Origin of the sequence: Prosthecobacter fusiformis (assembly GCF_004364345.1) — a bacterium.
Taxonomy (GTDB): domain Bacteria; phylum Verrucomicrobiota; class Verrucomicrobiia; order Verrucomicrobiales; family Verrucomicrobiaceae; genus Prosthecobacter; species Prosthecobacter fusiformis.
This window is the reverse complement of the sequence record NZ_SOCA01000002.1, coordinates 689,633-710,746: the sequence shown is the minus strand read 5'-3', so window position 1 is coordinate 710,746 and position 21,114 is coordinate 689,633. Positions and strand designations below refer to the sequence as shown.

At 55.6% G+C, this 21,114-nt stretch carries 16 protein-coding genes; 5 read left to right on the top strand and 11 right to left on the bottom strand.

Annotated elements, in window-relative coordinates:
* Positions 1 to 4 precede the first annotated feature (4 nt).
* Positions 5 to 412, top strand: a complete 408-nt coding sequence (locus tag EI77_RS08770) for a hypothetical protein (protein ID WP_133794756.1) — start codon at positions 5 to 7, stop codon at positions 410 to 412.
* On the opposite strand, the gene EI77_RS08765 is transcribed toward EI77_RS08770, so the two are convergent.
* From EI77_RS08765 to EI77_RS08750, 4 genes are all read right to left on the bottom strand, one after another.
* Complete coding sequence (locus tag EI77_RS08765; RefSeq protein ID WP_133794754.1) at positions 388 to 1,644, bottom strand: NAD(P)/FAD-dependent oxidoreductase; 1,257 nt, start codon at positions 1,642 to 1,644, stop codon at positions 388 to 390. The two genes, EI77_RS08770 and EI77_RS08765, sit on opposite strands and share 25 nt — an antisense overlap.
* Before the next feature lie 88 nt (positions 1,645 to 1,732).
* Positions 1,733 to 2,446 (bottom strand): ABC transporter ATP-binding protein, encoded by a 714-nt coding sequence (locus tag EI77_RS08760; protein ID WP_208300305.1) that lies wholly within the window; start codon positions 2,444 to 2,446, stop codon positions 1,733 to 1,735.
* 55 nt (positions 2,447 to 2,501) lie between these two features.
* Positions 2,502 to 3,266, bottom strand: a complete 765-nt coding sequence (locus EI77_RS08755; protein WP_133794751.1) for an ABC transporter permease — start codon at positions 3,264 to 3,266, stop codon at positions 2,502 to 2,504.
* A 36-nt stretch (positions 3,267 to 3,302) separates the two neighbouring features.
* On the bottom strand, positions 3,303 to 4,355 hold the full coding sequence (locus tag EI77_RS08750) for an ABC transporter substrate-binding protein (protein ID WP_133794749.1): 1,053 nt from the start codon (positions 4,353 to 4,355) through the stop codon (positions 3,303 to 3,305).
* A gap of 138 nt (positions 4,356 to 4,493) precedes the next feature.
* Here EI77_RS08750 and EI77_RS08745 point away from each other — a divergent pair, with 138 nt between their 5' ends.
* Entirely contained in the window at positions 4,494 to 5,993 is a 1,500-nt protein-coding gene (locus EI77_RS08745) for an alpha/beta hydrolase-fold protein (protein WP_166647133.1), read from the top strand.
* A 34-nt stretch (positions 5,994 to 6,027) separates the two neighbouring features.
* Here EI77_RS08745 and purN read toward each other — a convergent pair whose 3' ends face one another.
* From purN to EI77_RS08730, 3 genes are all read right to left on the bottom strand, one after another.
* Positions 6,028 to 7,095 (bottom strand): phosphoribosylglycinamide formyltransferase, encoded by a 1,068-nt coding sequence (purN, locus tag EI77_RS23765; RefSeq protein ID WP_243838730.1) that lies wholly within the window; start codon positions 7,093 to 7,095, stop codon positions 6,028 to 6,030.
* Positions 7,096 to 7,166: 71 nt separating this feature from the next.
* Positions 7,167 to 8,132 (bottom strand): phosphatidate cytidylyltransferase, encoded by a 966-nt coding sequence (locus EI77_RS08735; RefSeq protein ID WP_133794745.1) that lies wholly within the window; start codon positions 8,130 to 8,132, stop codon positions 7,167 to 7,169.
* A 7-nt stretch (positions 8,133 to 8,139) separates the two neighbouring features.
* Positions 8,140 to 8,748 carry a lysophospholipid acyltransferase family protein gene (locus EI77_RS08730; protein WP_133794743.1) on the bottom strand — a complete coding sequence of 203 codons (609 nt, stop codon included), beginning with the start codon at positions 8,746 to 8,748 and terminating at the stop codon, positions 8,140 to 8,142.
* 141 nt (positions 8,749 to 8,889) lie between these two features.
* On the opposite strand from EI77_RS08730, the gene carA reads away from it, so the two are divergent.
* Together carA and EI77_RS08720 are read left to right on the top strand one after the other, a co-directional pair.
* Positions 8,890 to 10,053, top strand: a complete 1,164-nt coding sequence (carA, locus tag EI77_RS08725; protein WP_133794741.1) for a glutamine-hydrolyzing carbamoyl-phosphate synthase small subunit — start codon at positions 8,890 to 8,892, stop codon at positions 10,051 to 10,053.
* A gap of 86 nt (positions 10,054 to 10,139) precedes the next feature.
* Positions 10,140 to 11,864, top strand: coding sequence for a potassium channel family protein (locus tag EI77_RS08720; RefSeq protein ID WP_133794739.1), 1,725 nt, complete (start codon positions 10,140 to 10,142; stop codon positions 11,862 to 11,864).
* Between the two features lie 8 nt (positions 11,865 to 11,872).
* Here EI77_RS08720 and EI77_RS08715 read toward each other — a convergent pair whose 3' ends face one another.
* From EI77_RS08715 to EI77_RS08700, 4 genes are all read right to left on the bottom strand, one after another.
* A complete protein-coding gene (locus tag EI77_RS08715) occupies positions 11,873 to 12,316 on the bottom strand; it encodes a SufE family protein (protein WP_133794737.1) in 444 nt (147 codons plus the stop codon).
* A gap of 353 nt (positions 12,317 to 12,669) precedes the next feature.
* The gene (ispE, locus tag EI77_RS08710) at positions 12,670 to 13,527 is read right to left on the bottom strand and encodes a 4-(cytidine 5'-diphospho)-2-C-methyl-D-erythritol kinase (RefSeq protein ID WP_243838729.1); all 858 of its coding nucleotides are present in this window, start codon (positions 13,525 to 13,527) and stop codon (positions 12,670 to 12,672) included.
* An 18-nt stretch (positions 13,528 to 13,545) separates the two neighbouring features.
* Positions 13,546 to 14,211, bottom strand: a complete 666-nt coding sequence (locus EI77_RS08705; protein ID WP_243838727.1) for a purine nucleoside phosphorylase YfiH/LACC1 family protein — start codon at positions 14,209 to 14,211, stop codon at positions 13,546 to 13,548.
* A gap of 86 nt (positions 14,212 to 14,297) precedes the next feature.
* On the bottom strand, positions 14,298 to 14,747 hold the full coding sequence (locus EI77_RS08700) for a MarR family winged helix-turn-helix transcriptional regulator (protein ID WP_133794733.1): 450 nt from the start codon (positions 14,745 to 14,747) through the stop codon (positions 14,298 to 14,300).
* Positions 14,748 to 15,158: 411 nt separating this feature from the next.
* Between EI77_RS08700 and EI77_RS08695 the strand changes: the two genes are divergently transcribed.
* Positions 15,159 to 20,849 (top strand): beta strand repeat-containing protein, encoded by a 5,691-nt coding sequence (locus tag EI77_RS08695; protein ID WP_133794731.1) that lies wholly within the window; start codon positions 15,159 to 15,161, stop codon positions 20,847 to 20,849.
* Positions 20,850 to 21,114: the final 265 nt, after the last annotated feature.

Genomic DNA, 21,114 nt, shown 5'->3' with positions numbered 1-21,114 from the left:
TTCAATGCATGGGTTGCTCCACTATCTTCAAGAACTGTCCACGGGTCGTGTGATCCTCTGGTGCTATGCCATCTGGTATGGGGTGAATATCACCGCGCACTTTGATCCCCGTCCGCAGATCTGGCTCACGTCCTTGGGCTTGAGCGCCATCATCGGTGCCGCCCTCATCATTAGCACACGGCCCAGTGGTGCAAAAAAAGCACCCTTGGACCCGTGGGTCACTTTTCGCCTCTTCCTGATGCCCTTTTGCGTGAGCAGCTTTGCCGCTCTAGTTAAAGATGCAGGTTTCTTTTTGATCTTCCCGCCTTCTTTGCGAGAAAACCTCATCGGTATGGCCGCCATCGCAGCCTTTTTGTTGGTCGTTACCTTGATCAAAAAAGCACGACCTCATGCCGCCAAGGGCACTCCATAAGGAAGATCTTCCGGCAGTTTCACAAACTCGCGAATACGGTTCCAGAGCGGAGTATAGTCCTTGTTGAGGTCACCTGAAAGACAATCCGTCAGCTCTGCGCCCGCTTCCGGATACTTCATCACCACATCTTTGAAGGAGAAATTAGGATCATAAAAAGCATAGACCAGCTTGCGCATGTTCTCGACGCCCTCACGGATCTGTTTTCCATAGTCAGCAAAGCGCTCAGGGGAAGGATCATTGGCCAACAGAGCCTCATGCACAGCATCCCCGGCCAAGACCCCGCTCTTCAGTGCCAGCATGACCCCACTGCTGAAAACAGGATCTAAAAATGCAAACGCATCTCCCACCAGCAGCAGGCCGGGTGAGGCCCCATACTTGGAATGGCGGCTATACTCGCTCGTCAGCCAGTATTCCCCCGTGCATTCTCCAGTGGAGAGATGATCCTTGATCCACTGGTTTTCGCCAATCTCACGCTGGAACATTTTTCCGGGATCGCGTACGCCGTCGCGCGTCAGGTATTTACCCTCGGCCACGATTCCCACGCTCACCATGTCATTGTGCTGAGGGATGTGCCAAAACCAGCCTTTATCCGGCACAAAAGCGATGGTCGTTGCCCCTTCATCCAGATCAGCGCCACGCTTTGAACCCTTGTAATACGTCCAGATGGCCACCTTGTTTAGAAACGGATCCCCCACGCGCCAGCCTTGGCGGCTGGAAGCAAAGGCCTCTTTGCCAGAGGCGTCAATCACTAGCCGAGAATAAAGCTGCTCCATAGAGCCATCCTTGTTCTTCACTTCCACACCGATCACCGCACCGCTGTCATTTTTCAGCAATTGCACGACGGTCGTTTCTTCGCGGACATGAGCCCCTTTTTCGCGGGCATTGTTCAGCAGCATTTCATCGAATTCTGAACGCAGGACCTGCCATGTCTGGGCAATCGTTTCCTTATCGTAGCGCGTGTGAAAGTAAAATGGCTGGGAACGCCGCCCGTCCGGCTGCACAAAGCTGACGCTGTACTTTTTCATGAAGTGGCTCTTCTTCATCTTCGGGATCATGCCGAGCCGTTCCAGCGGTCCAAACGTGAAGGGAATCAACGATTCACCCACATGATACCGAGGAAATTTTTCGCGCTCAATCACCAGGGCACGATGCCCATGCTCCGCCAGAATGGTGGCCACACTGGCCCCGGCTGGGCCACCGCCAATGATCAGGACATCGTAATTGGAATTCATGTGAAACGTTTAAAAGAAGGGAGATGCACAAAGATCTACGCCTGCACTTCATGCAACTGTGATTCAATTAACGCATCACTGTGATGCTTTAATGCGATAAGTCGCCACCACTGTGCACATCCATGCCCATAATGGCAAAAATGCGGTCACGAGTGGCCAAGTACCCAGGCGCGTCCAGATCACGTGGGCGCGGCAATTCCACCGTCACCGTCTCTGCCACGGTGGCCGGGCGCCGGCTCATCACCACGACCCGGTCCGCCAGTTGCACCGCCTCTTCAATGTCATGCGTCACGAAAATGATCGTCTTCTTTTCAGCCTGCCAGATGCGGATCAGATCCGCGCGCATCTTGAGCCGCGTCAGGAAATCAAGCGCGCCGAAAGGCTCATCCATATACAGGACCTCTGCATCGGCCGCCAAAGCACGCGCGATCTCCACCCGCTGGCGCATGCCTCCTGAAAGCTCGCGCGGATACGCTTTTTCAAACCCCTTCAGCCCCACCATCGCAATGTAGTGCGCCACCCGTTCATCACGCTCCGCCTTAGGCCTGGACATCAGGCCGAAACCCACATTTTCCTCCACCGTCAGCCATGGAAAAACACCGTTCTCCTGAAACACAAAGATGCGTTTGGGGTTGGGTCCCGTCACAGGTTCCCCCGCAACGCGCACCTCTCCACGTGTTTCCTTGAAAAAGCCGCCGATGATGTTCAGCAGTGTGGATTTCCCACAGCCGGAGGGCCCGACAATGCAGACGAATTCCCCCTCATGAACGTCCAGATTCACGCGCTCCAGCACATGGATCATCTCCCCTGATTTACCTGGGAAAGACTTCCAACAATCACGGACCTGTATAAGTGTTTTAGCGTTGTCCATAGCCCCAGCGAACCTCATCAAATTTTTCCAACTGCCGCACCAGCAGATCCAGCACCAGCCCGATCAACCCAATCATCACCATGCCGGCGACCACCAAGTCGTAGCGTTTGCCAGCGTTGCGCGCATCAATGATGAGATACCCCAAGCCGCTGTTCACGGCGATCATCTCCGCCGCCACGACGACTAGCCAGGCGATGCCCAGCGCAATACGGATGCCCGTGATGATCTGAGGAAGCGCAGCGGGCAGGATCACCCGACGAAAAAGCTGGGAACCCTGCACACCAAAGTTCTGCGCGGCACGCAAATACACCAATTGCATATTTTGGACCGCTGCCATGGAGGAAACGGTGATGGGAAATACGCTGGCCAGGAAGATCAAAAAGACCGGTGCCGTGTCATCAATGCCAAACCAAAGGATGGCCACAGGAATCCAGGCAATGGGCGAGATGGGACGCATGATCTGGATCATCGGATTCAGCGCCTCATAGGCAGGCCGGAACCAACCCAACGCCAAGCCGAGCGGCACGCCAACGACCACCGCAAGAATGAATCCCCAGCTCACACGGAAAAGCGAAGCCACAATGTATTTGAGCAACAGACCTTTATCAAAAAGTTCCCTGATTCCCTTGGCGACATCCAAGGGTGTGGGGAAAAGATCACTGCCCGATATTTTTACTAAAACGTGCCAAAGCGCGAGGAAGACGAATCCAGTGAGAACAGGTAACAGCGTACCACGAAGTGATTTATTCATGCGAGGTGAGGTGACAAAGTGTGGAGTTCACCGTTTTCATTTTTCTTTGCCGACGCCTTCAAAAACATAGGGCTTCACGAGGGATTCATCCGGCACAAAGGAGACATCGGTATAGTCTTCAAAACGTGCACTGCCTGTCACGATGCCTGCTTCTCGGCCCAGTTCTTCGATCTCTTCAAAGTCAGCCTTTCGGAGTGCCAGATTCGTATATTTCACTCTGTCCGGCGGCTTGCTCAGCACAAAGGTGAGCAGGCGCGGGTGCTGGTTGTAATAGTTTTTGGCCACAAACTGAGCCGCATCCATGCGGTGGTCCATCTTTTCATCCAGCCACTTGCCGCTGCTGGAGATGCCATCCACCAGCTTTTGCACCGCCGCCCGATCATTTTTAATCATGTCCTCATGCACAGCCAGCACACATGAAATGAAGTTAGGCCAGACATCCTTCGTCAGCCAGAGCACCCGCCCATATCCGTCCAGCTCCGTTTGCGCCATGAATGGCTCTCCGCTAGAGATGGCATCCACTGCTTTGGAATACAGCGCTGCAGGCATGTCCGGCGGAGGCATTTCCACCAACTCGATGTCTTTGACCGTCATGCCCGCCTGCTTCAGAGCGCGAAAGATCAGCAGTCTCTGATTGGAATAACGATTCGGCACCGCCACTTTCTTCCCACGCAAATCTTCCATCCGGTAAATCTTCGAATCCTTGTGCACCATCACCGCGCTGCCATCGCGATGTCCCAGATAAACAATCTTGATCGGCACCCCTTGTTCCCTCAGCGCAATGGCCATGGGTGCCAGGATGAAAGTCGCCGGGGTATAGCCGGAAAGGTAGGCTTCTTTAAGCTCCGGCCAGCCATTGAACCGCACCGGCTCAAAAATGCCTTCTCCGGTGGTTTCCTTGTTAATGAAATCCGTCACCGGGCAGGTGAGGTGACACGTCACCGGCAGGAAGCCGATCTTGGATTTCTCGACTGATGAAGCCCCCTGCATTTTCGTGTCAAACCACTTCAAATTGAGCTTGCCATGCATCCCGGTGATGAGAGCCAGCCACAAGACTCCAAAGAGAAAAGTTGCGGTAAGAAGTTTCATTCGCCTGCCCTATCCGTCAGTTTAAACCAGATTAACAATCTCATTCCGGCATTACTTCCATGCCGGTTCGTTATCACAAAAAAAACTCTGTGCAGGAAGTTCCTCCCATTTCCGTTCTCCAATCAGCATCATCTCCTCATGAAAATTGCGCTTTTGTTTCTCTGTTTAACTAGCTTGCTCATCCAGGCAGCCGAACCTGAATTCCCCCTCACGCCTGATTCCAACCCGCAGCCGGGCATTGCTCAAGGCACCTTGCTCAAGGACATCTATACCGCTCAGGAAAACAGCGTCTTCCCTGGTACAGCGCGGGAATATCAGATCTATCTGCCAGCCGGTTTCGACAAAAGTCAGCCCGTCCACTTCATGGTTTTTCAGGACGGTGTCATCTACAAAGCTCCTGTCGTCTTTGACAACCTCATCGCCAAAAAAGACATCCCACCGCTCGTCGGCATCTTCATCAAGCCCGGCGTCGTTCCCGCCGCGAATGACAACGCCCTGCCCCGGTTTAACCGCAGTTATGAGTATGACAGCATCACAGACACCTATTCAAAATTCCTCATCAACGAATTCCTGCCCGAGATCGAAAAGAAGCATGATTTAAAACTGAGCCACGATGCCAACCACGCCGCCATCTCCGGCAACAGCAGTGGTGGCATCTGCGCCTTCATGGTGGCCTGGCATCGGCCAGACCGCTTCCGCCGCGTCTTCACGGGCGTAGGAACGTATGTGGGCATCCATGGTGCAGACCAGCTCCCTGTTATCGTCCGTAAATTTGAGCCCAAGCCTCTGCGCATCTTTCTGCAAAGCGGCACCGGAGATAACAACCTCTATTGCGGTGACTGGTGGATGGCCAATCAGATGATGGAACGCAGCCTCACCTGGGCCGGTTACGACGTCGATCACGCCTGGGGCGAAGGCGGACATAACCAAAAGCATGCCAGTCAGATTTTTCCCGATGTGATGCGCTGGTTATGGAGGGACTGGCAGACAGACATCAATGTGAAAGCGAACCCGAAACACGAGTCGAAGTGGAAAGGGTATGAAGTGGTGACCGAAAACCTTTGGGAGAAGCATTCCGACGTGGACGCATCAAGTCCTACCGGTGCTGTGCTCCTGGCAAAGATGGATGGCAGCATAACTTTAAGTGACGAGCACAACGCTAGAACACTGCTCCATGGAAACCTCCAAAAGCCTTTGCCCCCGTCGGCACAGCAGTTTGAATTTGCCTCCACCACACTGTCACCCGATCAGACTGTGCTCTATGTGAAAGCCAAACAAGACAGTTTTGTTTACAGCTTCCCCATTTCGACGAGCCGTGAGATTCGCAGTGGGCAGAAGTTCTATCAATTGGAAACCTTCGGTCTGCCTGCCCTCGAGAACCCATCAGGCCTGTGCGTTGACACCGACGGCCGCCTCTACGTCGCGACCTCTCTCGGCATCCAGGTCTGCGATCAGGCGGGCCGTGTCAACTTCATCATCCCGACACCCCAGCCCGCTCATGACGTATGCTTCGGCGGCAAAGATTTGAGCGAGCTATTCATCGCCTGTGGTGATGCCATCTATAAGCGCCCGACCATAGTCCACGGCATCATCAGCAGCCAGCAGCCCCCACTCAAGCCCGCAGCCCCGAAGCTGTAACATGGAGCGCCGACGAGTCGTCGGCATCGCCACATCACTTCTTCCACTGCGCCAGCACACCCGGCAGCAGCTTGTGCTCCTGCTCCTTGATGCGGCCATGCAAAGTCTCCGGCGTATCCCCCGGCAGCACAGGCACCGCCGCCTTTGCCAGGATGCGGCCGGCATCAATCTCCGCCGTCACCAAGTGCACCGTGCAGCCCGTTTCCGTATCCCCGGCTTCAATCGCCATTTGCGGCGCATTCGCCCCTTTATACTTCGGCAGCAGGGAGGGATGCACATTCACGATCCGGTCCGCATACAGGCTCAGCGTCGGCTCCTTCAAAATTCGCATGAATCCAATGAGCACCACCACATCCACCTGCGCACGCTGCAGATGCTCGGCAATCTCCTTTTGCGCTGCATCGTTATAGCGGCGCGGATTCGGTCCGCCGTCCACATGGATGGCCGGGATACCTGCTTCCCTAGCCGTTTTTAAAAAACGCGAATCCGCCTGATCCGAAATCGCCACACAGACATCCGCCTGCAGAGAACCGGCCGCGATAGCGGCGAGGATCGCACGGAAATTCGATCCTTCACCAGAACCCAGTACCCCGATGCGCAAGCGATCCCCTGCCCCATCTGTATTCATACGCTGAATCGTTTTCGTCGTGGATCGTCCTGGCACCAGCGGCAGGATGCGGATGCTGGCACCGGCCTCATCCAAAGCCGCCCGCTCTTCCGCATTCAGAGACTCCACCGTATAGTCGCCACCTTTGGCATATATGTGCGGACGGATCGTCTCGATCAAACCGGTGGCGCGTTTGTCGCCAAAGACCACCACAGCATCCACCGCACGCAGCGCCGCCATCACCTCCGCACGATCATGCTCCGGATTGATGGGGCGAGATGGTCCCTTGAGTTCTCGCACCGATTCATCCGAATTCAGCGCCACCACCATCGCATCCCCCAGCGCCCGGGCTTCATTCAGATAGCGCACATGCCCGGCATGCAGGAGATCAAAGCAGCCATTGGTGAAGACCAGCTTTTTTCCCTGAGAGTCCAGTTCATCACGGAGCTGCCGCACCTGGGAGGGGGTCATGGGAGAATATTCGTCTTCGGGCATGGGATTCTATGATGCGACTGAGGCGCGGGGACAAGTGCAGGATGCAGCAGAGATCGATAAACCAAGCCTTGTTAAGGAAGTACGATCACGCTTGGGGGAATCAGCGCATACCGCGTCACATGGAAAAAAATCGGCGCCGCAAAACTTAGCGAATCCAGCCGGTCCATCACCCCGCCGTGTCCCGCGATGGCATGCCCCCAATCCTTCACCCCACGGTCCCGCTTAATGGCGGACATGATCAGCCCGCCCAAAAAGCCCAGTAGCACCACCATGGCAGTCATCGCTGCTGCTTGCATCAGCGTAAAAGGCGTCACCCACCAGAGCGAAGCCCCAATGACCACAGTGCTCAGTCCGCCACCAATAAGCCCCTCCCAAGTTTTGTTCGGGCTGACCTTGGGGGCCACCTTGTGCTTACCGCAGGTCTTCCCCCACACGTATTGCAGCACGTCGCTGATCTCCACGATGATGACAAACCAGAACAGCAGCTTGGCATTCTCTCCAATATACCCCGGGATCTGCAGGGACAGCAGCGCGGGCGCGTGGCTGACGCTGTAAACACAGATCAAAAGCCCCCACTGGATCTTCGCCGATCGCTCCAAAAAGTGCTCACAATCTCCCGCCAGAGCACTCCTCATCGGCACAAACATGAAGGCATAAACCGGAATGAAAATGGAATACATTCCGTACCACTCATCCAGCACATACCAATAGTGCAGCGGTGTGATCACAAAGAAGACCCAGAATAAAGTCCGATGATCACCCGGCCGCGTTGGCGTCAGCGTGATGAATTCCCTCAGCGCCATGAAAGACAGCAGGCCAAAGAGGATAACGGTACCCGTGATGCCCATCAGGATGGCTAGTGTAAAAATGATCACCATCCCCCACCAGGCCCGGGTGCGTGCCGCCACATTTTCCAGAGTCATCCTAGCCCCTTCACTGCGCGCCTTTTTCAAAAGAATACGCGTGATCAATGAGGCAATGATGAGGACACCCACCACCCCGGCAATCAGACAAGTCAGTTCGTGATCGAAATTCATAAAAGTATTAACCGCACATTCCCCGCAGGCAGATGACCGATTCACGGGCACGCACCAAAAAGTCCACCTTCGTCTCCTCCTCTTGAAGCCGGATAGGCGTGCCGAAGACGAGGCTGCCCAGCAGCGGTGCGGGCAGGATTTCCCCTTTCGGCAGGATGCGATTCAGATTTTCCATCCACACCGGCACTAGTTCCACCTCCGGCCTGCGTTTGGCCAGGTGATAAAGACCCGCCTTAAAAGGTTCCGGCTCCGGGCTGGTCTGGCGGCCGCCTTCGGGGAAAATGATCAGCGAGTGGTCGTCGCCCATGGCCTCCAGCATGGTGTTGAGAGGGTTGCACTCGGCGGTAGGCTTTTTCCGCTCGATGAGCACAGCATTAAATACCCGCTGGGCCAGCCAAGGACGCAGTTTTCCCACGCTCCAGTAATCATGGGCGGCCACCATTCGGGTACGCACTCGGAGCGGGGTGGGCAGGCTGGCCCAGAGGAGGGGGCCGTCCAGGTTGCTGGTATGGTTGGCAAAATAGATTCGCTGGCGCAATTCGGGGCCGCAACCGTGCCAGCGGGCGAGCGCCCCGGTGGCCACACGTAAGGAGCCTGCGATGAGACTTGAGATCATTTCTTTAATTGAATCCTCAACGCCCTCCTCCTGCAAGGCCGATTCCCGTATTCCGCAACAACCTTCCAACAAGTTGCAGACCTTTCATCCGTCCCTTGCATTCCCCGTACAATGGCGCTAGGTGCCCAAGTTTCCCATTTAATGAAAGCAATCCTGGCACTCGAAGACGGAAGATATTTTGAAGGCACATCCTTTGGCGCACCCGGCACCCGCACGGGAGAAATCTGCTTCAACACATCCATGTGCGGATATCAGGAAGTCCTGACCGATCCTTCCTACCGTGGCCAGATCGTCGCCATGACCTACCCGATGATCGGGAATTACGGCATCAATACCCTGGATGACGAAAGCAACGAGCCGCATGTGCGCGGGTTCGTCATTGAAGAACTTTGCGATGTGCCCAGCAACTGGCGCAGCACCCAGTCTCTGGACGCTTACCTCAAGCAGCACAACATCCCCGGTATCCAGGGCATCGACACACGCGCCCTGACTAAGCACCTCCGCACCCTCGGGGCCATGCGCTCCGTCATCACCAGCGAGGTCGCGACCGTGGAAGAAGCCGTCAAGCTGGCCCAGGAAAGCGCCCCCATGAGCGGCAGTGATTTCGTCAAGGAAGTCAGCACCAAGAGCATTTATACCTGGGATCCCGAAAGCGAGCTCAGCCGCCAGTGGGACATCCCCAGCCCCAGCCAGAACCGCGAAGGTGGCCCTGAAGGTGCCTTCCATCCCCTGGGTGAGGCCCGCCACCACATCGTGGCTTATGATTTCGGCATGAAGAGGAATATCCTGCGCGGTCTGCGCCAGAGTGGCTTCCATGTCACAGTCGTCCCTGCCCACACCCCGGCCTCCGAGGTGCTGGCACGGAATCCGGATGGCGTTTTCCTTTCCAATGGCCCTGGGGATCCAGCCGCCCTCGGATACATCCATCAAGAAGTCAAATCCCTCATCGGCAAAACCCCCGTCTTTGGCATCTGCCTCGGTCACCAGATCCTCGGCCACGCCTACGGCGGCAAGACCTTCAAGCTGAAATTCGGCCACCGCGGAGGCAACCAACCCGTCAAGGACCTGCGCACCGGCAAAGTCTCCATCACCAGCCAGAATCACGGTTTCGCCATTGATCCAGGCAGCCTCCCTTCAAATGTCGAGGTGACCCACATCAACCTCAACGACGGCACCGTCGAAGGCATGCGCCATCGCGAAGCGCCCGTCATGAGTGTCCAGTATCACCCCGAAGCCGCTCCCGGCCCGAATGATGCGAAGTACTTCTTCGACGAATTCGCCAAGCTGATTGATAACGCGGATTGAGTGCGGTACTTTGGCGACTTCATGGAGGCAACATGCTCCAGCCCGCCATTGCATGATTAGATAACGCAGCAGAAGATAAGCCCTTCATGAAGGGCCTCTTCTCTGTCATCGCCACCATCCTGCAGGATCGCACCAGCCGCACCAATCTGCAGGCACTGGTGAAGCTGCTCCTGGTCTTGCTCGGGCTGATTGTCGGCTTCACGGTCGTCTTTCATCTCCTCATGGAGAGGGAAGGCCAGCACCATTCGTGGGTCACTGGCTTGTATTGGACACTCACCGTCATGACCACGCTGGGTTTTGGAGACATCACCTTTGCCGGGGACATCGGCCGCTTCTTTTCCATCGTGGTCCTTGTTACCGGCGTCATCTTCATGCTGGTCCTGCTGCCGTTTACTTTTATCGAATTTTTCTATGCGCCCTGGATGCGGGCACAGGCCGCTTCCAAAGCCCCCCGTGAGCTACCGGAGACGATGGAACACCACGTCATCCTCACCGCGTATGATGCCGTGGCCAGCGCACTCATTCCGATGCTTCAGAAATACGGGCATCCTTATGTGGTCCTCTGCCCCACCCTCGCGGAGGCCCTGGAGCTGGGCGAGCGTGGCATCAAATCCGCAGTGGGTGATCTGGATGATCCCGAAACCTACCGCAAGATGCGCATCGAGAAAGCGGCTATGCTTGTCACCACCCGGAGTGACATGATCAATGTAAACGTCACCTTCACTGCCCGTGAACTGGTGCCCCACATGCCCATCGTCGCATCCGCAGCCTCCAATGCTTCAAGGGATGTGCTTGAACTCGCCGGCGTCACCCTCGCCCTTAGGCTTGAAGAGGTCATGGGCAACACACTCGCCCGCCGCATCAGTATTCGCGATTCAGATGCTCACGTGATTGGCAACATCTACGGCCTAATGATTGCTGAAGCTTCGGCGGCGGGCACCTCCCTCGTCGGCAGCACCCTTTCCCAAAGCCGTATCCGTGCCCTCACAGGGGCCAGCATCATCGGCACCTGGAATCACGGCTGTCTCGAGATCGCTGAGCCGGACAAGCTCATCACCGCACAGACCTTGTTTGTCGTGGCCGGCACCAAGGAACAACTGGCCAGGTTCAATGCCACCTTCACCACCCATTCAGTGGATAAACCGCGGGTCCTCATCATCGGCGGTGGCCGTGTCGGCCGGGCCACCTACCACGCCTTGCGTGAGATGGACGTCTGCTCCATCAGCCTCATTGAAAAAATGCCGGAGCGCGTCAAAACCATCCCCGATGCCGTTATCGGCGACGCCCTTGAGATGGATGTGCTCAAACAAGCCTTTGCCCGTGAGGCCACCACTCTCATCATCACAACTCATGATGATGACACCAATGTCGCCCTCACCATTTTCTTTCGCCGTTTGCGCAGCAATTGGCAGATCCTCACCCGCAGTACGATGGATCGCAATGTTCCCACGCTCCTGCGTGCGGGCGCAGATCTTGTCCTCTCTTATGCTGCCATGGGGGCCAACACCATCCTCAACATCCTCCGGGGTTCAGACCACCTCCTTTTAGCTGAAGGCGTCAACGTTTTCCCCGCTGAAATCCCGCCTTCCATGGCAGGGAAAAAGATCAGCGAGCTCCAAGTGCGCTCCCAGACAGGCTGCACCATCATTGCCGTAGAAGATGATGGTCAACGCGTCATCAATCCGCCGGCGGACTATCAGTTGCCCCTTTCTGGACGCATCTTCCTCATCGGCAATATTGAGGCTGAAGATCAGTTCCTCACCAGATTCAAACCCGTCCTTCAAGTCAGGAAAAAAGGCAGCCACATTTAATGTTAGGCCTACAGATTTTGTTCCACATACATTTTCGCCGCCTTCTTCATCCTGCCGAGCACGTAATAAACTGTCTGGCTGCGCAGCCTCACTAGGTCAGCACCGATGATGCGCGGCACAAAGTCCGCAGGCACAGCCAATACTTCAGCTAGCGTACTGCCATTTAGCCCTCGGCAGAGGATGACCGTCATCGCCTTGGTCAGCGTTTGTACCTTTGGCCCTAGTTCAATGGCAAAAGACACCCGTTCCGCATCATCCACCCGCAGGAACACACCCACCGTATCCGTGCATTCCTCATCTTTACGCACATCCTCCAGATCATAGCAGCTCTCCTCATTTCGAGCGTAACCGGCCACAGCCTCAGAATAATTGATCAACAAATCACGCCTCTCCGCCTCAGGCAGGAATTCGAAGAGTTGAATGATCTCGTTCAGAGCTGTCGGATAAGACATGGCAATTAGGGGGGAAGCAAATCGTGTCATTTCAACCAGCCTCAACGGCACCATGCGCCCCCAGTCGCTTCATTCAAGAGGAGAAGAAAGCCGCCCTCCTTTACATAATCCCCTCATCCTCAACACTCAAATAACCCTGTGAAAAAAACAGGATAAAAAAATCACTTTCTTTCAACATCCTCCACGCAGGAGAATCTAAACTATCAACAGTGATGGCGGGAGTAGTCCCCCAAAGCTGTCTTGAGAGTGATTGGTTGTTGTCATCACCCCTGTGGAAACACAGGCAGTGTTGAGGTTGATGCAAACAAAAAGGGGTCGGACGGAATCGGGAGCCGTCCGGCCCCAATTGTTTTTTACGCCGGATTCTCGATAGAACTTAGCGTCTCAGTCGCCTGCACCCAGGCAGTCTCACCACACCAGCGCCTCGCCTCTTCAGCGAGCGCTCCCGCCTCCGCACCCGATTTAGTGATCGCAAACATCGTCGATCCTGAGCCGGACATGAGTGCAGCCGTCACCCCTTTTTGGCTCAACAGCCAAGTTTTCAAGGCCGGTAACAGCCTGTATTTCTCAAATACGGGCCGCTCCAGCCCATTCACCATTTCCCCCCAGGGGCAAATTTGCGGCCCATACAATACCCCGCGCAATTCTTTTGAATCCTTCCAGTGCTGGTAAGCCCAAGGTGTCGGGATCGGAAATGCCGGTTTGATCAGCACCAGGGGTAGCTTCCAGGGAAATTCCACCCCTGTTACCTGCTCCCCACGACCCGATCCATCCGCCGCAGGTGTATCAAGCAGAAAACAGGGAACATCCGCACCAATGCCTCCGGCGATCTTTAGTAAATCTACCAATTTCAGCGGATTTCCACATAGCTCATTCACCGCACGCAATACCACTGCCGCATTACTGCTGCCGCCTCCCAGTCCAGCACCGGATGGAATCCGCTTTTCCAAATGGATTCGCCAGGATCGTGTCTGCCGTGTCTTTTGCTCAAAAGCGCGCAGCGCCTTCATCACCAGATTGCTTTCATCCAACGGAATCCCTGGCACATTGCACGTAAGCTCCACATCATTTCCACTTCCTAAAAGATCAATTTGTACCGTATCGGCAATCCCGATTTTGCAAAGTCGCGTCTCGACTTCATGAAATCCATCAGATCTGCGTCCCAAGACACGCAGCCATAAGTTGATCTTTGCAGGTGAGGATAGCTCCACAATAAAGGTTGGTTGAAATTATACCGCCAGGCGCCCCATCAGCGCTAGCAAGCGTCCCGTGCGGCCTTTTTCCATCCGATAAGAATAGAAACGCTGCAAGTCTGAGGATGTGCATACACCGCAGTCTTCATAGTGCTCGGGCAAAATCCCCGCAGCGAGGCAGCTTTGGCGAATACCTGCGGCAAAATCCACCTCATAAGCAGGAGGGCGTATACATGGCCCCACCTGCACCCGGATATTCGCCGGATCAGACCCAAAATGTTCCACCATTTTCTGGATCGCCACAGCTGCGATCCCCAGTTCAGATCCCTTCTTCCCTGAATGCACGATTCCATACGCACCCGTCACCGGGTCCGCCAGGAAGACAGCTCCACAATCCGCCACATAGATTCCCAAAACCAGCCCCGAAGTACGGGTGATCAGCCCGTCCACTCCGGGTATAGCGTCCTTCAGTGGTTCATTCACCACCGCCACTTCGGCCCCGTGCACCTGCTCAGCGGTACAGAGTGCCTGCCCATCAAATCCCATCTCCACCGCCTGCTGCCGATGCCATTCCCACAACCTCTCCACCACCTGGGCACGCTCAGCATCCACAGGTATTGTCGGGTGCCGCAGTATAAAGCGATGCTGAAAATCAGGCAACGCCTCCAGCAGAGGAAAAGTCATCCACAAAGAATCATCCATGAGCGGATCCTGGCACAGAAAGAAAAAGGCGCACGAAGCAAACTCGCTCCGTGCGCCAAAATTTGAAAATCAACTCGCTGGCTCAATTAACGGCTGGCCATGCTCGTATCCATCGTCCGGTAGGAAGTCATAAAAGATGCCGCATCAGTAGCATCGGTCTCAGTCATCGCCTCAGCGATCTGATGCTGAAGCTCATCCCGCAGGCGGCTCACCAGGTCCAGTCCTTTTGACGTCACACGCACCATCACCTTGCGGCGGTCATCAATCGCGTGTGTCCGCTCCATGTATCCCAGCTTCTCTAACCGATCCACCAATCCTGTCGCCGCCGCTGTCGAATGCCCCATTTTACGGGCAATGTCTGTCATCGTCAGCTCTTTAGAAGAGGCCAGATAGCTCAGCAGGAAAAACTGCGCAAAAGAGATATTGTCACGGTTCAGCTCCTTCGAAAGGTTAAGCAAAAACTCACGCTGACTGAAGAGGATAAAATCAGCCAGTTTAGCGTGATCCTTGATTTCAGGTTGAAGTGGGGTGGACATAAAGTGGGAGCTGAAAGTCTGGCTGAGCGAAAGATTTTGAATATCTGCGTGAAAGGTAATCAACTCCAAAGGTAAGCGCAAGCTAATTCCATAGAATCCATAAATTAGCATGCTTATTGAATACTAAATTCTCACGAACAAGAATTCAACAAGACCAGACTATCAACCCTGAAACCAGAAAACACAAGAAATTTTGTGCCCCGCTCGCGAAAATTTAAAAACCCACACCGCCTCCCGCTGGTCTCTAATTACCTCATGCCCTAACCTTAGGTGTTTGCAAATTGCACCGTTACGACCCTCCATGAGGATAAAGGATACCGATAAAAAATCTTCTCCCTGCATCTCAAGGGTTGAATAGAGAAAAGGCCACCGTTACGGACTCGACTCCCGTATTTACATTGTCTTCCCCCCATGACATTGCGCGCCTATCTCATTCCCCTGCTTTTCCTTTCAGCCGTTACCACGCATTCACCTGCGGCGAATCTTTACTGGGGTGGTGATGTAAACAACTCCTTCCAGACCCTGGGCAACTGGTGGACCACCATAGGCCGCACCACGGCCGCGACCGCCATACCGGGGTCCAGCGACATTGCCTTCTTCAACGCCAATACCCCGCTCACGCACCAAATCGCCACGCTGGGTGCCAACACTTCCCTGGCGGGACTCCGTTTCAATGGCAATTCCAGCACCGCCATTACCCTGGGCACACTCAATGACTACACTCTCACGCTAGGGACATCAGGGCTCACCATTGATTCTGGTGCAGCCGCTCACACGCTGAATTCCAGCCTCTCCATCAATACCACCCAGACTTGGGACAACCAGAGCAACAGCCTATTTACCGTCGCTGGAAATCTCACTTTCGGCACTGCCACCACTCGGACGATGACGCTCAGCGGCACCGGCGGATTTGCCTTCACAGGTAACATCACCAGTTCCAACACCCGTACTCTCAATATTACCACCACGGGTCCTGTTACCTTTGGAAATATTGCCACCACTCACAATACCTCTGCCTACATCCTCACCTTGAACGTCGCAGAAGGACTCAATCCTGAAGTGAAGGGAGTCATTTCAGGCGTCGGAGGCATCACTAAAGACGGCCTTGGCACCCTCACCCTCTCTGGAGCAAACAGTTTCACGAATAATTTCCGCATCCTTGCAGGTGAAGTCATCCTCAAAAATTCCAACACCGCGAGCGGCCAAACCGTTTTCGGGAACTCCGGTGCGGCTGCTGGTTCCAACGGATTCGGCACCCTCACTCTGGATAATACGGCAGCAGCCATCAATTACCGCACGACAAACGTCTATGTCCAAACATCAAGTGATGGTGCAATGATCACATCCACGGGTGACGCCTTTGCCGCCACCATGTCTTTGAATGGCAGTAGAAACTTCGTCATCAATGACAGTGAATCCGAAATCGACCTTCTTGTTACCATTGGCATCATCAATGGAGACAGCACCGGTACCTTGACCAAGCTATCTATCGGCACGCTCATGATGCAGGGTGCCAATACCTACACGGGGGCCACCAATATTGATCGCGGTAAACTCATCCTCGATTACAGCCTCAAGAATGGCGACAACAAACTTTCAAATTCCGCCGCTACCGGATTGCGCGGCGGCCATCTGGAACTGCGCAGCCACAGCACCAATGCCACCTCCGAGACTACTCATTCCCTTGCCATCTCCAGTGGCAGCAATATCCTCTCTCTCGTCAGCAACGGTGGTCAGGACCTCACTTTTACTCTCACCAATGGCATCACCCGCACCGGTGGTGCTCTGGACATCCGCAGCAATGACACCTCCAAAACTCATCTCATCGTCGGAGGCGGTGTGACCAACAACAGCGCTGGTTTCCTCGGCGGCTGGGCCACCATTAACGGTACCCGGTGGGCCACCCGCAATGGCAATGAGATCGTCGCCCTCGCCGGAACCACCCAAAACGACAAAAGCCTCTGGGCTACCGGTGAAAATATCATCCTCAATGGCACCCCCACCGGCACCCTTGTTACCCCCTCCATCGCCTCCCTTATCCTCGACGATCCTGCAGGCGGCACCTTCACCATCGATAACAACGCCCAAGCACTCACCCTCACTTCATCCGCCATTCTCCTCAGCAAAAACGTCACGGCGGATACCACCATCGAAGGCGGGCAGATCCTCACTCAAAACAGTGCTACCAATGCCACCAATGATCTTATCATCACCAATCACTCCACAGCCAAACTAGACATCTCAGCGAACATAGGCGGTAGTAATACGCCTCTTACAGCTACCCAAAACATCACTGTTGTGGGAAGCGGTCTCACTGAGCTTTCCGGTTCCAATACTTATTCCGGAAGCCTCCTCATCCAGGGCAATGTTCAGGTCTCTGGCGGCAATGCCATCAATGATTTTCGCAATACCGTCCTCGCCACCGGCGACAATATGACCAGCAGCGGAGCCCGCCTGAATCTGAACGGTAGCAAAGAGGGGATCGGCAACTTGTCTGGAGGCAACGAGAGTATAGACAGCAATCAGACCACGGGTCCAGGTGAGGTCAGTCTGGGAAACAATGGGCATCTCATTCTCAACCAGACACTGGACACCGAATTCCGCGGCAATTTTACCGGAACTGGAACCATCACCAAGCGCGGCAACCGGACGCTTACCCTCTCCACCAATGCCCACTCATTCTCGGGAAATCTCGATATTGAAGGAGGATCCATCATCGCCCTTGAATCTGGCACAGCATTCTCTGAAATCAGTCAGCTTCGCCTTCGCGGCGGTTCCTTTACCTCTATTCAAAGCAATAGCACATCTGAAAACAAACTCGGAGATGCCACCGCCGTCCTTCTCGAAGGCACGACTCGGGACGGACTCAGTGTCTCCAGCATAGTCAATGGTTCACGTGCTGAGACCGCTGGCACACTCAGTCTCGCAGGTGGTGCCAATACCATCACCCTGTCTAACACGATGGAAGTCACAAGCAGCACCGCAGCCACGACTTCCCTCATCTTTGGGGCCAGCAGCGCATCGTTCTCACGCAGCAATGGCTCTACTCTCCTTGTGCGAGGCAACAACCTCGCTGGCACCGCCGTTGCCAATTCAGTTGCCCTGGCCTCTCGCCTTACCTTTACCACTCCTGCGGCTATCAATGACGCCCTCATCGGTGCCAGCACTTCCGCCCTCCAGACATCCAGCGTCACCACGCTCAAAATCCTCCCCTATGGTATCGGAGAAAACAGCGTCACCGGCGTCGGCAGCTCTTTTCTCACCTATGCCACCACCCTCGGTCTCCGCCCTCTGTCTGAAACCGAATACGCCACCGACTACGGTACCGCAGGGGCCACCACCAATCTCAGCCTCAACGCCAGCGCCTTAAATCTCACGGAAAAAACATTCAATGCCCTCCGCATTGTCAATAACGCGGGTACCTCTCCGCTAGCATTCACCGGCACAGGCACCCTCACACTCACCAGTGGCGCACTCCTGTTTACCGCCGGAGCCACTGAAAACGACGCCACCCTCGGTGGCTTCAGCCAGATCCTGGCTGGCACCAGTGCAGGCACAGCGGATGAACTTGTGGTCTTCGTCACCTCCTCTCTCGCATCCCCAGCCTCCGCCACCCTCACGGTAAATTCCGCCATTGCTGACAACGGTGGAGCCACCAGCCTCACCAAATCCGGCGGTGGTACCCTCGTGCTGGGCGGCAGCAATACATACACCGGCACCACCACCATCAATGAAGGCGTGCTTGAGTTCGGCCAGACCACAGGCACGCTCGGCAGCGGTAGCCTCCGTCTTTCCGGCGGCACACTGCGTTGGGCTGCGGGGAACACCACCGACATCACTGCCTCCAGCCGCACCGTCCAGCTTCTTGGCTCTTCCGTCTATCTTACCCCAGCCGCAGCCTCAGTCACCAGTGTTGGCGGCAGCATTACCTCGGCGGGCAGTACTTTCGATGTGGGAAGCAACAACGTCACTCTAGCTGGCCCCGTTGGCGGAAACGGCCCTGGCGGCCTCACGAAAGTCGGCACTGGCACCCTCACTCTTAGTTCCGCCCCCACTTACACGGGCACCACACTCATCACCCAGGGTGCCATGAACTTCCAGACCATCGCCCCGGATACCATGGAAGGCCTTTACCTTGCCAGCAGAGGCGTCGGCGGCACCATTTCTTCCACCATTACCAGTGGTCTTAATGTACAGCAGCTTGTTGTTGCCGGAGCTTATGGCAACCTTGGCGACACCACCGGCGTCACCGCCACACTCACTGTCAGCGGCGGAGCCGTCAACATTGGCAACGGCGAAGGGGATGACTTCATCCTCATTGGCTATCGCGACACCAGCTCTGGCAAAAGCACCTCCAACACCACCGGCACGGTCAATTTTAGTAACGCAAGTTCAGTTAATATCAATGTCAGCAGCATTGAACTTGGGAGCTACTATGGTCTCGTCCCTGACGCTACTCGCACCTCTGCCGGCATCCTGACTCTTTCAAATGCACTGAACGACATCACCGCAGGCAAAATTATCGTCGGCCACAGTCCGATTTCGGTCAACAACACCGGTAGTCCTTCCTCAATAAACCTCGGCACCGGCATTACCACCATCAATACTGACACTTTTGTCATCGGCGGTGCCCGCGCATCGGGTAACGTCACTATCGGCAACGGCGGGTCCTTCACCCTTCGTGGCCAGCAGGGCGGCAGCACTGCTGCCAACCTCTTCATTGGCGACAATGACAGCACGACCAATACCGGCACAAACAACGTTTCAACACTCAACCTCACCGGTGCTTCAACCGTGGACATGAAACTCAATCTCCTCCTCCTCGGACGCGTCAGTGTTGTCAATTCCACTGGCACCAACGGCTATGGACGCGGAACCCTCACCGTCGGTACAGGTCTCATTGAGGCTACCACCATCCGCATGGCCGACCCCAACTACTCCTCAGGGACCAACAATAACGTCAACACTCAAGGCACCATCACCCAGTCCGGCACCTCCACCATCCGTTTCATGGACCTCAGCAAAGGCAATGGCACGGCCACTTGGAACTGGCAGGGAGGCACCCTCCAAAACATCGCCGGGGCCAATCAGACTAACCAAAACGTCACCATCAGCCTCAATGGCAGCGGCTCCGCCACCAATCCCGCCCTCCGCGCATACACTGTCGATACCGGACGCACCGCCACCTTCCAAACGGATGCCTTATTCACCGGCACCGGCTCCTTCACCAAGGAAGGCACTGGCACCCTCGCCCTGCATGGCACCAACGTCAATACAGGCACCGTCCGCCTCACCGAAGGCACCCTCGCCCTCCATGGCACCGGCACCATGGACGACGCCGCCTGGTTCAATCTCGCTACCGATACGACCCTTGACTTCACCCCGCGCACCGCATCCTCCTACACCAGTGATGCAGTCATCTCCGGAACAGGTACCCTCAAAGTAACGGGCGGCACCCTCACCGTGGGCAGCAACATCGGCAGCGTCAATTCTAACGGCACCCTCCGTCCCGGAGCCTCCAGCCTGAACGCCACCGCCGCCAGCGCAAACACCGTCGGAGATCTCACCGGCACCCTCAACATTGCAGGCAACCTCGTACTCTCCGGCAATACCACCCGCCTGGACCGCGCCACCCTCCAGGCTGGTGCCACCACCCGCAATGCCGCCTCCTCCCTCAGTGGCAGCGACCTCGCCACCTGGGTGAATAACATCCCCACCGCCCACAGCACCTTCATGACCGGTGCAGCCACCGGCCATGATCTCATCAGCGTCACCGACGGCCTCACCCTCAATGCTAATGGCGGCATCACCATCATCGCGGCTGACAATTACACCGGTAACTTTGGCGACGTCTTCAACTTCCTCGACTGGAGCACCCTCCTTGGCCTAACCAATAACAGCTTCAACGTCGGCCCCCGTTACCAGACCGGCCTTGAGACCAACCAGGACCTCAAACTTTTCCAGCTCTCCTCCGGCCTTGGTTGGGACACCAGTCTCTTCCTCAGCCACGGCGTCCTCGTCGTCGTTCCTGAGCCATCCCGCGCCCTCCTTCTCCTTCTCGCGCTTCTCTCCCTCACTCTTCACCGCCGCCGGAAGAACTAGTAAGCTGGCCCCGCTTGACTGCCGGACTGTAGGTTGGATGTGTTTTGCGCACACCGCAGCCTCCACATCTCCCGTCCACCTTCGCAAAAGTATCCGGCTGGATCCTGAACGTGCGAAGTCCATACGCCGCCCCCCAGAAGGTTACCGGAAACGGTGCCTGATCCTCCATCGCGCCCCCATTTCCCAAACTCACCAAATCCGACCCGACTAACCAGACCCGTCATAAACAAACTTCAGGCTCTGCACTTGTCACCCCGTCCAACCT